The organism is Curtanaerobium respiraculi (genome assembly GCF_024609215.1).
Taxonomy (GTDB): domain Bacteria; phylum Actinomycetota; class Coriobacteriia; order Coriobacteriales; family Eggerthellaceae; genus Curtanaerobium; species Curtanaerobium respiraculi.
Genome location: NZ_JANIPD030000003.1, coordinates 40,386 through 56,886, shown reverse-complemented (window position 1 = coordinate 56,886; position 16,501 = coordinate 40,386). Strand labels below are relative to the sequence as shown.

Below are 16,501 nucleotides of genomic sequence, written 5' to 3'. Positions count from 1 at the left end.
GGAGATCCGTGCGCCGCGCCCGAACGCGCCGATGGCGGGAGGCAGGCTTCGAAACGAGACCTCCGACCCGGTAGCGGACGGGGGAACCCTACGCGCTTCTCGCCCGCCTGCTTTCCGCCAGCATCTCGTCGAGCGCGCGGGAAAGCTGATCGGGGCACGACGTGGCCCGCGGCCCGCACGGCATGCCGCGCAGCAGATCCGCAACCTCCTCGGCGCGCCTGCCCAGCACCAGCTTGCCGATACCCGAAAGGTTGCCCGGGCAACCTCCCTCGAACTCGGCATCCCGGATGATCCCCCCGTCATCGATTTTGACGTAAATCGCACGGGAGCACGTGCCCTTGGTGCGGAATTCCTTCTCGATCATCGCCCTGTTCCTTCCAGCCGCCCGCGACGGCTCTGCAATCGTACGCGTCCCAGTATGACCAAGCATCATGCGACCGGCGGTCTCGCCGTGTACAATTCAGAGAAACGTTACGATGCATCCATCCCGACGCTCACATGCCGGCCGTCTTGGGAACCACCGCGAAGAAGATCAGGTCCTCATCGCCCGTGTTCATAAGGCGATGCGTATGCCCCTCGGGGCAATAGCTGCAATCGCCGGCGGAAAGCTCTTCGGGAACACCGTCGAAGATCATGGTCGCCGCACCCGACACGATGTAGACGACTTCGTAATCCCCCTCGTGCGTGTGCTCGCCCAGCGAAGATCCCGCCTGCAACATGCCGCGCATGATCTTGCAGGCATCATCTTCCACCATGCGCTGGTGGAACACGCCTTCCCCGCCCTTGAACCGATCGTGGTGCTTCTCCTCGAAAGCATTGAAATTGATCTTCATGGGAGCCTCCTTCGTATGGGCCGACACGATCATCCTACCATTCTTCCCCGCAGGCGATCCCGACGAGATCACGCGGGCGGCGGCGGGCGGGACGCGATCGCGGCTCCGCCCCGCTTCGAGCGGCGCCTCCCTACAACGCGTCGATGATGTCCAGTATCTCCTGGCGTTTGTGCACGTCGAGCTTCGTGTAGATATGCTTCGAATGCGTGCGCACGGTGTTCTCGGAGATCACCAGTTCCTCAGCGATATGGGAGACGCTGTACCCGCGGGCGATATGCTCGAGGATCTCGGCCTCGCGCTTGGTGAGCCCATAGGCCGCCTTCAGCTCGAGGCAGCGTTTGGAGAGCCGGTCGCGCAGATGTTCGGCATCCGAGTCATCCGAAGCCGCCGCATCTGCTCCATCGGAACGCGGAACCGTCCTCCTCTGGCCGAAACCGCGAACCGCCCCATCCTCCTCCGCCGCCGCGATAAGGAACTCGACGCTATCGGGATTCGAGGGGGACGATGCCCGCGCGCCTCCGAGAAGGTCCTTGTCCACGGCAAGCGAGTACAGGACGACCACGATGGAAACCAAGGCGGCGAAGGCGACGATGTACAGCTGCATGGGACTTTCCCACCCCATCGTGTTGGTCCAGTACCCGAACGAAAACCCTCCATCCTGCAACGCGTACACCAATCCGCCGAACAGCCCGAAAGTGTACGCGGGGCTGATGCCGCGGTCGCGCGAGGCTTGGGCGCATTGCAGGAGCATGGTGAGGTTCGCAAGGCTGAACAGCAGATATGCAATGCCGGCAGCCTGATCGACGAACATGCCGGAAGACAGCGGGAGCACGACGACGATGGCGAACATGGCGGGAAGCAGCAATTTGAAGACGGTTGCCACGTCGATGCGAAACGATCCGCGGCGCCAAACGGCAAGCAGGATCAGCGCCGCGGCCCCCGCACCCACCATGGACATGGCGTTGATGCCCCCTCCGCCTGCCGGATTGCCCAACGCCACCGCGCGAATCGCACCGGCGCAGAACCCCAGCGCGCCGATCGCGAGAGCGCTTCGCCAGTAATCGGAGCGGAACTTGCGGTACACCGCCGGGTGGTCGCGCGGGATATCGGTGAGGGACGCCTGGTCGAAATCGATGGTGCGCGTGGCGAGGATCGCGCAAAGCCCGCACAGCGGGACCAGGAGCAGAGGCGTCACGAACACGGGGACCGATTCGGGAAGCAGATACAGTGCGAAGAAGAGGAGCGGGGCGCATATCGTCCCCATCAGCAGAAAATAGTTCCCCCGCTCGGGCGATTCCGCGCTGAAGTAGCGCTGCCACGCCATGGAGAATCCCGCCGAGCCCGCCCCCATGAGCAGCCCCGAAACCACCGCCAACGCAATGGTGTGACCTGGAACGTACATGAGGGCGATAAGGCAGCAAGATCCCGCCGCCAACGGTACCCCGCCTGCGAAGATAAGGGCGTGGCGAATCATACCCGGCCGGAAGTAGACGACGACGGCAGTCCCCAGGAGCATGGTGGCGTACGCCAGCGACTGGGATAGGAAAAACGCCTGGGTGATCTCGGGGGTATGTATGCTCATGGGGAAGAACGGGAAGAAACCGCCCCACAGCGAAAGAGCGTTGATGGTCAGAAGCAGGGCGTACCCTATGACCGAGACGTTCGCACGGGGCAGGCGCCCGCCCGATGCGACGCGTTCGCGCAGAGCCGCCGACCCGCGCAGGTAATCGGCGCCGACCGCATTTTCCTCCCGCACCTCGGCCATGATCAGAATCCCACCGTCATATGGACTGCGTAGAACACGAAGCGGACCATCACGATCGCCCCCATCATGATCGCACACGAAAACGACGCGCGGGCAACGCCCAGGCCCTGCCCCTTCGCCACGCGGGAAGCGTCGATTCCCAGCGAGAGGGCGGCCAGCGCCAAAGACCCTGCCGAGGCAGCGTAGCAGAACGGAACGAGGTCGAGCGCGCCCGAGGTGGCATCCCGCAAAGAGGCGAATGCGCCGTACTGCATCATCTGGGTGCCGAAAGCCGTAAGCGAGGCGACCGCCCCCATCACGAGAAGCCCGCGGGCCCATGCGCGCGGCAGCGGAATGCCGGACGCGGAAAAGGCGAGCAGGGAAATGGGGATAGCCCCCATGATGCCCGCGCACACCATGTTCACCTGGGTGTAGGGAAGGTTCCATGTGACGATGGTGGCGATGGAGTAGGCATTGGCGGTGCCCGCCATGAACAATGCCCCCGCTACGCATGCCGCGCCGAGCAGCCCCAAGCGAATATGATCGGATATGCGCTCGCTGAAGCTGGCGTACCACACCAGACCGGCGATTGCGAAGAACGCGACCGCCTCCACGATCTCGTTCGAAAGGGGCGACCTGCCCGCCCCCGTGAGAACGAACAGCACATTGCTCGGACGCCCCAGGTGCGCCGCGGCGGCTATCAGTCCGAACACGGCGAAGCCGAGGGGGATGACGAGGAACCTCTCCAAACGCATCCGCGCATCCCCGCTTTCGCCGCCGAAGCCGATACGCGCCGCCATGACCGCGAAAGCGCAGATCCCCGACGTCGTGAACGCGGTGAACAAGGCGAGGGCGAAGAATTCTATTCCCTGCCCTATGCCGGTCTGCAAGGCGTTCATACTTCCTCCGGCCGTTCCACATCCGCCGGTTCGAGCACATGGAGATCGACTTCGCGGAAACGCTCGCGGCCATCCTCCCCGCGCTCGATCACAGCGGACGAGGCATGGAACCGTGCGGCCTTCGGAAGGGCGGATGCGACCATGGCCAGGTGATCGGGGGAGAACGACGCCATGCGCCCCTCTGCATCGTAGGAGACGAAGGCGCCCTCGCCCTCAAGCGCCCGCGCTGCCGTAGCAGCATCCTCCCCGAATACGCGCACGGTGCGGTAGAAGAAGTCTGCCTTGGAGAAGCGGTACCCCGGGATGGAGAGCGCACCGCCATGGTTCTGCTCGAAGATCTGAGCGGTGTTCTTGTTCTCCAGGGAGCAGTAGTGCAGGCTCAAGCGCGTCCCCTGCGCCACCTTCTCCGCCATCAACTGCAGGGAGAGGAGCTCGCTTCCCGCCACGGGAATCGCGCCGGCGTATCCGTAATCGTACACGACACGGTACGGGTCTTCCACCAGCTGCATGCCGCGGCGCCGGTATTCGTCAGCATGATGCAGGGGAAAGCAGAACTCCAGCAGATTGATCCCGAACGCACCGGCGTCTTCCAAATGATCGAGCAATTGCAGCATCTCGTCATGGGAGCCGGGTATGACGGGCATCTCCACCATCACGGTGGGGACGACGCCGCACGCAGATTCGATCCTTTCGACCAGTTCCCGCTTGCGTGCAGGCGGATCGTCCAATTTGCAGCTGAAGCGGATCTCGTCGAGCCCGCTGGCGGCAAGCTCTTCCAACCGCTTCGCGTCGACGTTCAGCCCCGCCGTGTACAGACGGCAGTGGACGGCGGGGTCGAGCTGCTTCGCGTGCGCGAAGAACGCGCACGCCTCCTCGGGGTAGAGCATCGGCTCGCCTCCGGTGAGCGCGACGAAATCAAGACCGCCCATCTGCTGGAACCGGGAATCCATGTCCGAACGCCAATCGGTCTTCGCGTTTCGATACGCATCCCAATCGCATTGGTTCTCATTGAAGCAGAACCAGCATTTCCTGTCACACGCCAGGGAGAGGAAGAACGACACGCTCTTCTCCCCCGTGCGGCACCGCTCGCACGCCGGCGACATGCGGTTCCATGCGAGGGACTTCCCGCCGTTTCCGAGCGAGCATCCGCTCTCCTCCAGACCTCGGCGGATGCGCGCGATCTGAGCGGCATCGCGGGAGCGGGGAACCGTCGGGAGCCCGAACGAGGCTATGCGCTCGGCGAGGGCGGAACGCTGATCCACGAAAAGCGAGGCGTACGGACGATAGGCCTCGCTGGGCAACGCGCGCACGTCGATTTCGTCAAGCGGCCTCATACGCGATTCCCCCTTCCCCAAAACGCGTCCGAACACGACGCGTCGCCTTGCCGGCAAGCAGCTGCTAACCTAGCAGAAACCGCAAACGGATTGCAATCGGGACGATGCGGTGTTTTTTTCGGAGAAAGAAGGCGGACAAGCCTTCAGGCCTGATACTCACCTATCTCTGACCTGGCCTTTTATCGATATAGATAGCAAATATCACATACCCCATGTGATGTGGCCCATTCACGAGGCTGCTATATTTCCTTCGCAGACGGGCGTTGGGAAGAGCCCGCAAAGCCAGATTTCAGAGTTCGGAGAGCACTCAAGACGAGAGGGAGGAAGAGCTCATGGACGAGACGATGCTCACCACGGACGTATCGCGCAGAACGTTCCTCAAGGGCGGCGCCGCGGCAACAGCGGCACTGGCCGCGGGCGGCGTGCTGCTCGACACGATGTTCGACAAAGTCGAACCCGCGTACGGCAGCGAGATGAATCAGGAGAGCAGCGAGGAGAAGGTCGTGCAGAGCCACTGCTCGTGCAACTGCGCAAGCCGCTGCCCGCTCTGGATGCATGTGAAGGACGACGAGATCCAGTGGATCCAGTCCGAGACCAAGGCATGGGATGATGACGAGACCAGCAAGCAGCGCGCCTGCCTGCGCGGCCGCTCGGTGCGCCGCTGGATCAACGATCCCGACCGCCTGAAGTACCCCATGAAGCGCGTGGGCAAGCGCGGCGACGGCGAATTCGAGCGTATCAGCTGGGACGAGGCAATCACCACCATCAACGACGCCCTTCAGCGCACATACAAGAACTACGGTCCCGAAGCCGTGTATTGGACGCTGGGCTCCGGCGTGTACAGCCTGACCGGCCGTCCCATCGGGCGCTGGCTTGCCACCACCGGCGGTTATCTGAGCTACTATGGGACCTATTCCGCCGCGCAGTCCACATTCATCGCCCCGTACATGTGGGGCGCGAACACGGGTTCGACCCCTGCCGCCATCATCGATTCCGACTTGGTCATCCTTGCCGGTTGGGCACCGTCCGACAGCATGATGGGCAGCACGGGCGAGGCGAAGCACGGTTGGAACTGGGCCCGCCGCATGAACCCCGATGCCAAGTACATCCACATCGACCCGCGCATGAGCGACACCAAGTGCAACAACGATGACGAATGGCTTCCCATCCGCCCCGGCACCGATGCGGCCCTGGTCGCCGCAATCGCCCACGTGCTCATCGAGGAGAACCTGGTCGCCCGCGACTTTCTGCACACGTATTGCATCGGCTTCGACGAGGAAACCATGCCCGAAGCGTACAAGGGCAAGAACATGTCCTACGAGGCTTACGTCATGGGCACCGGCTATGACATGGTGAAGAAGACCCCTGCATGGGCCGAGCCGATCACGCTCATCCCCGCGGAGCGCATCATCCAGCTCGCGCACGAGCTGGCCGACGCGAAGGCTCCGTTCGTCGGCCAGTACCTGGGCGTTCAGCGCCATTCCAACGGCGAGCTCAACTACCTTGCCTACAGTCTGCTGCCCCTGATGGTGGGCGCCCTGGGCAAGCCCGGAACGAGCAGCGGCCTGAGCGTGGGATCGTATTCCTTCACCATCCCCTGGATCAGCGGCACGAACCCCTGCAAGTCCAAGATCTCCATCTTCAGCTGGGCCGACGCCATCGACCACGGCCACGAGATGACCGCGCTCCACGACGGCGTCCAGGGTACCGACAAGCTTTCCACCGACATCAAGTTCCTCGTGGAATACGGCGGAAACTGCTTCACCAATCAGCATTCCCAAAGCAACCGCGCCCACGACATCCTGGTGGATGAGAGCAAGTGCGAGTTCATCCTCGTGTTCGAAACGCTGATGAACGATGCGGCGAAATATGCCGACATCCTGCTTCCCGATATCATGCGCGCCGAGCAGAAGGGCATCATCAACGACGGTTGGTCGGGCGATGTCGCATCCATCACCTTCGCCGATGCCGCAACCACCGGTGAGAAGTTCGAGCGCCGCAGCTCCTTCGACGTGTGCGCCGACCTGTGCGAAGCCGCCGGCAAGCGCGATGAGTACCTGGACGGCAAGGACCAGGAGGGCTGGACGAGACAGATCTACGAGGCCGCTGCAGCCAAGGACCCCCGCATGCCCAGCTACGAAGAGGGCTACAAGGTGGGAGAATTCCATTACCGCGACCCACAGGGCTACACCCCCGCGTTCAAGGCGTTCGTCAACGACCCCGTCGCCAACCCGTTGAAGACCCCCTCGGGCAAGATAGAGATCTTCTCCGAGAAGCTGCAGACCACGATCGTCGAGAAGTGGCAGTTCGACGATCCCCGCGACGTCGTCGCCGCCATCCCCTTGTACACGCCGGGCATGGACAGCTACGAGGACTGCACCGACGAGTACCCCTTCACGCTCATCGGCTTCCACTATAAGGCCCGCACGCACACCAACTGGGGCAACGTCGAGGTCTTGAAGCAGGCGACCCCCCAAGAGGTGTGGATCAACACCATGGACGCCAAGAAGCTCGGCATCGAAAACGGCGAGACCGTCAGCGTCTTCAGCGAATTCGGCGAGATGTACATCCAGGCGAAGGTCACGCCGCGCATCATCCCCGGCAGCCTCGCCATCCCGCAAGGCGCATGGCGCGACGCCGATATGCATGGAGACCGCATCGACCATGGCGGATGCATCAACACGCTGACCCGCGACCATCCTTCGCCGTTCGCGAAGGGCAACCCCCAGCATTCCAACGTCGCTGGCGTACGCAAGATTTCCTAAGGAGGGGTGAGCTACCATGAACCGATATGCTTTCTATTTCGACGCCTCTCGCTGCACCGGCTGCAAAACCTGCGAGCTGGCATGCAAGGATTACCATGACCTTTCGCCCAAAGTCGCATTCCGCAAGGTGTACGAGTATGTGGGCGGCGGCATCGACGTCGACGAGGCGGGCGTCGTCCGCTCGAACAACGTATGGACCACCTACACATCCATGAACTGCAACCATTGCGAAGATCCCGCCTGTGTGTACGTGTGCCCCACGGGCGCCATGCACAAGGACGAGATGGGATTCGTGTCCGTCGATCATGACAAATGCGTCGGCTGCAAGTACTGCGAGCTCGCATGCCCCTACAACGTCCCCGCCTTCGATGCGGAAATAGGCCAGATGCGCAAGTGCGATGCCTGCGAAAGCCGGGTTGCCAAGGGCGAGAACCCCATCTGCGTGGACGCTTGCCCGCTGTACGCGCTGGACTTTGGCCCCATCGATGAAATGAAGAAGAAGCACGGCGAGAGCGAATGGTTCGCGCCGCTCCCCGACCCCAGCTACACCAGCCCGACCACCATCTTCAAGGGATGTTCGGTGGCGCCTCAGGGCGGCACCTCCACGGGCGAGGTTCTGAATCCGAAAGAGGTGGAGTAAATGTTTACCGCGAATGCCACTTCGGAGATGCCCCTGCTCATCTTCACCCTGCTCGTACCCTTGGCATTGTGCGCCATCGGCGTCCAAGCGCTTGCTCAGAGCACCGCAGCCGACGAAGACGCGCTCAAGAAGACCGACTCGCAGATGGTCGTCCCCATCATCGTGCTGGCAATCGGCCTCATCGCATCATTTTTCCATCTCAGCAGCCTGGGGCATGTGTTCGGCATGGTCGATGGCCTCGGACGCAGCCCGCTGACCAACGAGATCGCCGTCGCCGGCGTTGCCATCGTGGCCGCTGCCGCATACTGGATCTTCGCCATGGCGAAGCACCCGGCGGCTGCCCAGCGCAAGATCTGGGGCATCGTCGTCATCGCCTTGGGCGTGCTGACCGCCATCATGGTGGGCGTCGCCTATATGATTCCCACCGTCCCCACATGGAATGGCCCCTGGGGGATCTGCCTGGAGCTGGGCATCGGCCTGGCGGGCGGCGCGTCCTTGGCATCCGCCGTGTTGGCATCCGGCAAGATCGACGCGAGGAAGCTCTCCATCGTCGCCATCGTCGGCGCCGCGCTCGCAATCATCGCGGTAATCGGCCTGTTCGCCGCCGCGGGAGCCGCAGTGCCCTCAAGCGGCATGATGATCGATATGGACGGTGCCGCGGGCTTCGTCGGAGGGGCCATCGTGCTCATCGCAGCCGGTGCGGTCCTGCAGTTCATGGGTGCGAGGAAGGGGAGTTCGGGCATGCTGTGGGCAGGGTTCGTCTGCGTCCTCATCGGCCTGTGCCTCGCACGCATGGTCTTCTATGGAAGCTATAGCAACGTCGGGTTGACGATGTAGGCTTCCCCGTACGGCAGCGAGGTCCCCGACGAAAACGGGAACCGCCCCGCTGCCCTGTCCTTTCCGCGGCCGTCCTCCGATGGGGCGGACGCGGAAAGCGGCGCCTATCCGGCGCCCACGCGCGATATATTCGCCATTTCCTGCATGCCTGCCGGATTTGAATCGCCCAATCGCCGCCCCTCACCCTCACCATCTCGCCCACGCGACCACGCGCTACCATATCCTGCGGGAGGCATGGTTCGGCCAAAGGGCTGTGGAAGCCCAACGTCCGCCTATCAAACCGAAGAAAGGCCCGCCTCATGAACGAAACGTACTCGGATCTCGCAATCTGGCCTTCGGTGCTGGGGTCGCTCTTCTACCATGATCCCGCATCGGAAAGCATCGCCGCCGCTATTGCATGGCTGAAGGCCCCCGAGTCTGCCAGCGAGTGGCCCTTCGGTCAGCCTGATGCGGGGAAGGCGCTGGAACGAGCACGCGAAGCGCTGTCGAACGAAGGCATAGATGCGGTGCACAAGGCGTACAACCGCCTGTTCATAGGGCCGTACCGGCTTCCTGCGCCACCGTGGGCCTCGGTGTACCTCGATCCCGAAAGCGTGATCTTCGGCAACGAAACGCTGGAGCTGCGCGACTGGATGCGCGCATGCGGGGTGAAGATGACGCTTAAGGTCAAGGAGCCCGAGGACCAATTCGGCCTGATGCTGATGATGCTCGCCTGGAGCGTGCAGAACGACGTGTCGGACGAAGACATCCGCTGCCTCCTCGAGAAGCACCTGCTGCCGTGGGCCCCGCATTTCCTACAGCTGTTCCGCGAGGGCGCGCAGGATGCGTTCTACGAGGCGCTGGCGGATGTCGCACTTGCAACTCTTTCCGACTGGCAAGGACGGCACGACCTGATCCCGGAGGATCGACCGCTTTCGCGATAGCTGCGAACAGGCCCGCTCCTAATGCGGGCGGCGGCGGGCCTTTCCGGTGAGTTCTTCGATCTCCAATGCGAACACGTCCACGCGCGGGCTGGCTGCGCGGGCGTACTTCCTGCCCTGCTTGGCATGCGGCGCATCGTATTTCCCCACCAGGGCGTTCAGGACGATCTGCCGCTCGGCTTCGTCTTCCACCAGACGCACCGGACCGCGCGCTATGGCGCTCTCGTAATAGGTGCTGAACTTGCCGGGGATCGTCTCGACGTCGTCGCGCACGACGACCGCCGCCGCCCGCGGATGCGCGGTTAGGCATTCGTATTTGAATCCCGCGCCCCTCGCGCAATGCACGTAGAGCGTATCGCCGCGGACCGCGTAGCTCATCGGGACGGCGTAGGCGCCGCCGTCGGGTGCCACCATCGACAAGATGCAGTACAGACCGCCCTCAAGCAGGGACCGGGCTTCTTCGTCCGAGGTTTGCCGTTCGGCCTTGCGCATCTCCATCGCTCCAACCAGCCTTCCGAAAACAATCGATCCCCATCCGGCATGCGGGCGCGATGCCGGTCGTGCGCCGGCTCGTCGGGAACCGGCGCATCCGGTGTATAGTTTATGCGAACAGGCTGTAAAAACCGTACCGTGCGATGCACATGCCAGCAACCACAGCCGCCAGCATGATCCACGCAGCTGCGCGTGGGATGATTTTCCCGCTCCGCGCGAACAATTGCACGACCAGCGCCACGGCGGGACCGACGATCGCCCCGGCAATCGCCAAAGCCGCGTCCGCACCCGCAGAGGCGAATTGAAACGCAAGCCCGATCAAAACGCACACCATCCCAGCCTGGATCGCTCCGTTCGCCACGGAGAAGTTCTTATCCGTCACAAGTGCATTATCGAACACGCAGAGCAGCGCCGCGCCCATGGCGATATCGCCGAGGAAGAAGAGCGGGAACGTTGCCGCGCCGCGCCATCCCGCCACGCCGAAATTCGAAGCGTAGGCGAACCCGGTCACCGCCATCAGGCCACCCGCGAACACCGCCCCCACGAGGCGCAGCCAACGGGGCGTGCCCTGCGCGCGAAACGCGGCCAGCAGCAGATCGACGAGCATGACGACGGCAAGGCCGCCGAGCCAGAGGCTTTCCTGGGTGATAGGCGAAATCGGATTGCTCATCGCATTCAATATGCGTTCGGGATGCAAGATATGGGTTGCACTTGCCAGGCCGCCCGCGGCGACGAGGATCAGCAGCACGAGCGGGGCCACCCACGCGCGCTCGACTCCATCGCCGTTCACGTCCTTCGTCGCCCCCACGGGGAGAAGGTCGAATGCATTCAGAAAATACGCTCCCGCCGCGATGCCCGCGAGCATCGTGAAGACGAGCAGGGGAAATTCGGAGATCATGATGAACCCTTTCTTGATTATCGTTGCAGGTAGTCGGCGTCTTCGGCCAGGAAGGCGACGGCGAAGCGGGCCAGCAGCGCGTAGAAGTTCCCGCACCACGTTGCCGCAATACGGTCGGCGAGCAGCGAGGCCCAGCGGCCCGGATGCGCGGTTATGAACGCGGCTTCCGCCTTTTGGGCGCCACGCGCGCCGCCCTCATCGCCCGCCTCGCAGCAAGCGGCTTCCCGGTCGCAGAGATGCGCCAAGAACTCCATCTCGAGGCCGATGTGGTCGTCGGGAAGCTGATTCCGCCTGGCCACATGGTATCCCTGATCCTCGTACACCGAGCGCACCGCCATGGTGGTGGCGTTCAGCAGATGGCGGTCGCCGCCCAGATAGATGGATTCGTACGGGCTCGCCAAAGGCTTGCGGGGTCCCACGAACAGCTCGGCGTATTCGGTTGCCACCCGCGTGCGCAGGTCCTCCGGATCGCCGATATCGACGGCAGCCAGCGCAGCCATGAAGTCCCGCTCGCTCGCGCAGGGGGGTTCCGCGTCCGCCGCAGCACGGCCCGCTTCGATCAGCCCCTCCAACGTCCGTGCATCCGGATTGTCCAAGAACAGCGCCGAGATCGTACGGTAGATGCTCGCGCGATACCGTGCCATCTCGCCCGCCAGCTCTAAATCGCCCATCGCAGCCCCTTCCATCGCGTTCCGCTAGTTCGTGGGAATAACGTAGAAGTTGGGCCCGATCGCCTCGAACGGGTAGGCGTCGCCGTCGCACACGCCGCCGGCCGCTTCGAGCTCGTGGACCTCGCCGTAGGTGAGGACCTTCGTCGGGCACGCTGCCACGCAGGCGGGTTCGTCGCCCGCATCCAGCCGTGCGGCGCACATGTCGCACTTCACCATGGTCCCCGTCAGCAGGTTCTTCTGGGGGGCATCGTAGGGGCAGGCCATCTTGCACATGAAGCAGCCGATGCACACGCTGGGATCGTGCACCACGATGCCATCCTCGCGCTTCTGCAGTGCGGTGGTCGGGCATGCGGACACGCATGCGGGGTTATCGCAGTGGTTGCAGCTCATTGATAGGAACGGACCCACCACCTGCACCTGGCTGCTGGTCGCCTTGCGCGGATAGGTGCCCGGCTCCGTGCCATGACGCGCGCGGCAGGCATGCACGCAGGTCTGGCAACCGATGCAATACGTTTGGTCGAAAAGAAATCCCATCTGAGTCATTGCCATCTCCCCAGCTTACGCTTTCTCTACTTCAACCAGCAGGCTCATGAACGTCACGCCGCGGCCCATGTCGGCCTGGGCGTCGCCCGTCACGCGGTTGATGTTCTCGCGGTTCTTCCCGCGCACCGATTCCCACGTGCTCTTGTACGTCAGCATCACGTGCTCGCCGGTGATGCCCTCGATGACGCGCGCGACGCGATGGACCTCGCCGCGATCGTTGAACACGCGCACCTCATCGCCCTCTTGAATCCCCCGCTCGGCAGCATCCTGCGGGTTCATGTACAGGTAGTTCTCGTGGAAGAGGATGTTGTTGTCCGGCAGGTTGCCGAAGCAGCCGTTCAAAAACTCCTTCGCCGACGGGTTCACCAACGCGATCGGGTACTTCTTCAACGTGCCCTTATCGCCGGTCAGGCTCTCGGGATCGGGGATGTAGCGCGGTGCGCGCGTCCCGTGGTCGTGTTCCAGCTCGTCGCTGGCGAACTGGAATTTCTTGCTGGGCGTGGGGAACCCGCTTTCGTACACGGTGTCCCAGCCCTTGGGGTCAACGCTGATCCAGCCCTTCTCGACGAATTCGTCGTAGGTGAAGTCCTTGTCCTTCATGAACAGGTCGCGGAACCATTCCTCGTCGCGGAAGAACGCCTCGTCGGTGTAGCCCATGGCGCGGCCCAGCTTGTTGCACAGCTCCCAATTCGCCATGCTCTCGCCCAGCGGCGCGATGATCGCCTCGTTGTGGACGGCGTAGTTGTGCCCGTACCCGCCGTTGAACTCCTCGTATTCGAAGTTGCTCGGCGCGGGCAGGATGATATCGGCGTAGTTGCACGCCTCGGTCATGAACATGTCATGCACGATGGTGAACAGATCGTCGCGCAGAAGGCCCTGCTCCACGTAATTGCGGTTGGGATGCGAGACCAGCGGGTTGTTCCCGAAGATGAACAAGCTGCGGATAGGGTTATCCGCGAAGTTGTGATCGGGACCGAAGTTCTCGCCGTTGAGCACCTTGCCCAGGCTGGGGCTGCTGTAGTTGCGGATGGTGCCTACGGGCTCCGCTTCGGTGGGGGCCTTGCCCTGCATATACTGCTTCTGCATGGCGGGCGCCGCGTTGCTGAACAGCTGCAAGCCTCCGCTCGTAGTCATGTTGTAGTACATTTCGGGATGCCCGACCAGGCCGGTCAAGCATTTCACGGAAATATGGGTCATCCCGCCATTGCGGCGGCGACCGATCTGAAGGCCGGTCTTCAGGCACATGTTCGCACGGCGCTCCCACAGCATCTCCGCCATCTGGCCCACTTGCTCCGCAGGGATGCCGCAGGTCTCGGCGACCTTCTCCGGCGTCCACTCGGCGCAGTTCGCGCGGTAATCGTCGAAGCCGATGCTCCACTGCTCGACCCATTCCCGATCGTACATGCCGTGCTGGATCAAGTAGTTGCCCACGCCCAGCGCCAACGCCACATCGGTGCCGGGCCGCAGCTGCACGTGCAAATCGGCCCACATGCACTCGACCGTCTTCACCGGGTTCACCACGATGATGCGGCCGCCTTTCTTGCGCATCTCCTTGATGAACTTCATCGTGTGCAGCGACGCGGCGGCGGGGTTATGCCCCCACGACAGATACTGGTCCACGTTGGCGATGTCCTCGGTACGCATGACGGGCACCGTGCCGGTCGTGTACGGAAGCGAGTACACGTAGCCGTTGTTGCACATGCTCCCCTCGTTGTAGGTGGCGCCCATCTTGTAGAAGAGGGGCTCGAGCACGCGGCGGTTCAGGCTGCCTTGGTTCCCCTGGTACCGCGACCAGGTGATGGCCTCGCCCCCGTACTGCGCAATGAGGCCCTTCCACCGCGTGACGATTTCGTCGATAGCATCATCCCAGCTGATGCGCTCGAATGTGGCACCCGGGCCCTTCGCGCTCGTGCGGTGCAAGGGGTACAGTATGCGGTCCTCCCGGTAGCACCAGTCCACGTAACTCTGCGTTTTCACGCACAGCCCCCCTTTGGTGAAGGGGTTGTCGGCCCCGCGCACCTCCACCAGGCGACCGTCCACCACCTTGCATTTGATCGAGCAGGTGTCGAAGCAGTTGCGCTGGCAGGCGCAATAATGCCATTCGCCCTCGGAGTATTCGTGCTCGTACTGATATCCGGCGGTTTTGACCTTCTCGGCTTTGATGCCCGTGTTCGCCGGCTTGGGGGTGAACGCCGTCAACCCCGCGCCCGCTGCCCCGATTCCCAATGCGGCAAGCGCCGAAGCCTTCAGGAATCCACGACGTGTCTGCGCCATTCCTTCTCCTTTTCCCTGGATGCCCCCTGAACGGGATGCTTGAAGTGTACTTTCGATCTGCAATGGGTAAAATGGACAGTTATGAGTGTAATAGACATGGTCAGATAGGGTAATCGGATGGCCGTCCACCGCAATCGCACATTGCTCTTCCAATTGGACTCCCAGAGCAAAACGCCGCTGTACCGACAGATCTACGATCAGGTGCGTCGGGCTATCCTATCGGGGACGCTCGTGGAAGGCGATCGCCTGCCCAGCATCCGCCGTGCGAGCGCCGACGCAGGCGTGGCACACACCACCGTCGAGCAGGCGTATCTGCAGCTCGCGCTCGAAGGGTACGTGCGAAACGTGCCCCGAAGCGGATACCGGGTCGAGCACTTCGACGCGTCCTTCCTCCGCACCTCCCCCGTCGACACGGCAAACGACCTGCACGCCGCACTCGCCCCGCGTCAACGCGATGCGTTCACGCAGGAGAACACCCGCGCGCAAAGCGCACGGTACGATTTCAGCTACGCGAACCTCCAACCCGACAGCTTCCCCGTCAGAACATGGCGCAAGCTCACCGATGACGCGCTGTATGCAAGCACCGCGCCCTGGCTCGCACGGTACGGCTTCACCGACAAGCCGGGCACTCTGTCGGTTGTCCTGGCGCGCTACCTCGCCCAAGCGCGAGGCGTGTCCTGCATCCCCGAGCAAGTCCTTCCGCAGGCGGGAACCGACGGGGCGCTGGCGACCGTGTTCCAGCTGTTCGACCACGAGCAGCACCTCATCGCGATGGAGGAGCCCGGCTATGCGACCGTGCACGAAGTGGCCAAGCGGATGGGGTATCGCATCGCAGGCCTTCCCGTCGACCAAGGCGTCGATGCCTACTTCGCTGCGCTCGAGGAACGCAAGCCCAAGATCGTTTTCGCCACGCCGTCGCATCAGTTCCCCACGGGCCGGGTCATGGGGCTCGATATGCGAATCCGGCTGCTGAAGTGGGCGGAGAAGAATTACGCCTACATCATCGAGGACGACAGCTGCAACGAGTATCGATACGGAACGAGCCCCATCCCCAGCCTGCAATCGCTTGACGCCCAGCGACGCGTGGTGTATCTGAACAACGTCTCCAAGGTGCTCTCCCCCGCGCTGCGCATCGCCTACCTCGTGCTGCCGCCCAAGCTGCTGAACCGCTACCTGCGCACGTTCGCTTACGCGCACCCGCCCGTCTCCGCCCTGCAGCAGGAAGTGCTGGCACGGTTCATATCGGAGGGGTACTGGGAGCAGCTCCTCCGACGCACGGCAACGGGCAACAGGAAGCGCCACGACGCCCTGCTTTCCTCCCTCGAAAGCGAACTCGGCGATCGCATCGAGCTCGCGGGCATCAACTCGGGTATGCACCTGTTCGCCACCGTGAAGAATTCGATGTCGCAGGACGGGCTTTTGGAAAGCGCCGCCCGGCAAGGCGCCGCGGTGTACGGGACGAAGCGCATGTGGTTCAGCCGGCCCGCCCCCGAAAACAAACTGCTGATCGGGTTCTCCGCCATCGCGATCGAAGACATTGCTCCAGGCGTCGCGGCCCTGCGGCGCGCATGGTTTCCTTCCAGCGACCGTTGATCTGACCACATCGGATATGCTCGATCTGCCCCTATTAATTAGGCTTTCCTTACGAGAG

Annotated in this window: 15 protein-coding genes; 5 read left to right on the top strand and 10 right to left on the bottom strand. The window is 63.1% G+C overall.

The window, feature by feature from the left end:
* Positions 1 to 88: 88 nt before the first annotated feature.
* The 5 genes from NOV21_RS02895 to NOV21_RS02875 form a co-directional block, all read right to left on the bottom strand.
* Positions 89 to 364 carry a TIGR03905 family TSCPD domain-containing protein gene (locus NOV21_RS02895; protein WP_283171300.1) on the bottom strand — a complete coding sequence of 92 codons (276 nt, stop codon included), beginning with the start codon at positions 362 to 364 and terminating at the stop codon, positions 89 to 91.
* Positions 365 to 494: 130 nt separating this feature from the next.
* A complete protein-coding gene (locus NOV21_RS02890; RefSeq protein ID WP_283171299.1) occupies positions 495 to 833 on the bottom strand; it encodes a cupin domain-containing protein in 339 nt (112 codons plus the stop codon).
* 130 nt (positions 834 to 963) lie between these two features.
* Positions 964 to 2,598 (bottom strand): helix-turn-helix transcriptional regulator, encoded by a 1,635-nt coding sequence (locus tag NOV21_RS02885; protein ID WP_283171298.1) that lies wholly within the window; start codon positions 2,596 to 2,598, stop codon positions 964 to 966.
* 2 nt (positions 2,599 to 2,600) lie between these two features.
* On the bottom strand, positions 2,601 to 3,476 hold the full coding sequence (locus tag NOV21_RS02880; protein WP_283171297.1) for a dimethyl sulfoxide reductase anchor subunit family protein: 876 nt from the start codon (positions 3,474 to 3,476) through the stop codon (positions 2,601 to 2,603).
* A complete protein-coding gene (locus NOV21_RS02875) occupies positions 3,473 to 4,810 on the bottom strand; it encodes a radical SAM protein (protein WP_283171296.1) in 1,338 nt (445 codons plus the stop codon). The genes NOV21_RS02880 and NOV21_RS02875 overlap by 4 nt, the downstream gene beginning before the upstream one ends.
* A gap of 332 nt (positions 4,811 to 5,142) precedes the next feature.
* On the opposite strand from NOV21_RS02875, the gene NOV21_RS02870 reads away from it, so the two are divergent.
* From NOV21_RS02870 to dmsD, 4 genes are all read left to right on the top strand, one after another.
* Positions 5,143 to 7,575: a DMSO/selenate family reductase complex A subunit gene (locus tag NOV21_RS02870; RefSeq protein WP_283171295.1), complete on the top strand. Its 2,433-nt coding sequence runs from the start codon at positions 5,143 to 5,145 to the stop codon at positions 7,573 to 7,575.
* A 16-nt stretch (positions 7,576 to 7,591) separates the two neighbouring features.
* The gene (locus NOV21_RS02865) at positions 7,592 to 8,215 is read left to right on the top strand and encodes a DMSO/selenate family reductase complex B subunit (RefSeq protein WP_283171294.1); all 624 of its coding nucleotides are present in this window, start codon (positions 7,592 to 7,594) and stop codon (positions 8,213 to 8,215) included.
* The gene (locus tag NOV21_RS02860) at positions 8,216 to 9,052 is read left to right on the top strand and encodes a dimethyl sulfoxide reductase anchor subunit family protein (RefSeq protein ID WP_283171293.1); all 837 of its coding nucleotides are present in this window, start codon (positions 8,216 to 8,218) and stop codon (positions 9,050 to 9,052) included. It begins immediately after the preceding gene.
* Between the two features lie 299 nt (positions 9,053 to 9,351).
* Positions 9,352 to 9,975: a Tat proofreading chaperone DmsD gene (gene dmsD, locus NOV21_RS02855; RefSeq protein ID WP_283171292.1), complete on the top strand. Its 624-nt coding sequence runs from the start codon at positions 9,352 to 9,354 to the stop codon at positions 9,973 to 9,975.
* 18 nt (positions 9,976 to 9,993) lie between these two features.
* On the opposite strand, the gene NOV21_RS02850 is transcribed toward dmsD, so the two are convergent.
* The 5 genes from NOV21_RS02850 to NOV21_RS02830 form a co-directional block, all read right to left on the bottom strand.
* Positions 9,994 to 10,470 (bottom strand): pyridoxamine 5'-phosphate oxidase family protein, encoded by a 477-nt coding sequence (locus tag NOV21_RS02850; RefSeq protein ID WP_283171291.1) that lies wholly within the window; start codon positions 10,468 to 10,470, stop codon positions 9,994 to 9,996.
* A gap of 103 nt (positions 10,471 to 10,573) precedes the next feature.
* On the bottom strand, positions 10,574 to 11,362 hold the full coding sequence (locus NOV21_RS02845) for a DmsC/YnfH family molybdoenzyme membrane anchor subunit (RefSeq protein WP_283171290.1): 789 nt from the start codon (positions 11,360 to 11,362) through the stop codon (positions 10,574 to 10,576).
* Positions 11,363 to 11,379: 17 nt separating this feature from the next.
* Positions 11,380 to 12,033, bottom strand: coding sequence for a TorD/DmsD family molecular chaperone (locus NOV21_RS02840; RefSeq protein ID WP_283171289.1), 654 nt, complete (start codon positions 12,031 to 12,033; stop codon positions 11,380 to 11,382).
* 24 nt (positions 12,034 to 12,057) lie between these two features.
* The gene (locus NOV21_RS02835) at positions 12,058 to 12,582 is read right to left on the bottom strand and encodes a 4Fe-4S dicluster domain-containing protein (RefSeq protein ID WP_283171288.1); all 525 of its coding nucleotides are present in this window, start codon (positions 12,580 to 12,582) and stop codon (positions 12,058 to 12,060) included.
* Positions 12,583 to 12,591: 9 nt separating this feature from the next.
* Positions 12,592 to 14,850, bottom strand: a complete 2,259-nt coding sequence (locus NOV21_RS02830) for a molybdopterin-containing oxidoreductase family protein (protein WP_283171287.1) — start codon at positions 14,848 to 14,850, stop codon at positions 12,592 to 12,594.
* 117 nt (positions 14,851 to 14,967) lie between these two features.
* Here NOV21_RS02830 and pdxR point away from each other — a divergent pair, with 117 nt between their 5' ends.
* A complete protein-coding gene (pdxR, locus tag NOV21_RS02825; protein WP_283171286.1) occupies positions 14,968 to 16,443 on the top strand; it encodes a MocR-like pyridoxine biosynthesis transcription factor PdxR in 1,476 nt (491 codons plus the stop codon).
* Positions 16,444 to 16,501: the final 58 nt, after the last annotated feature.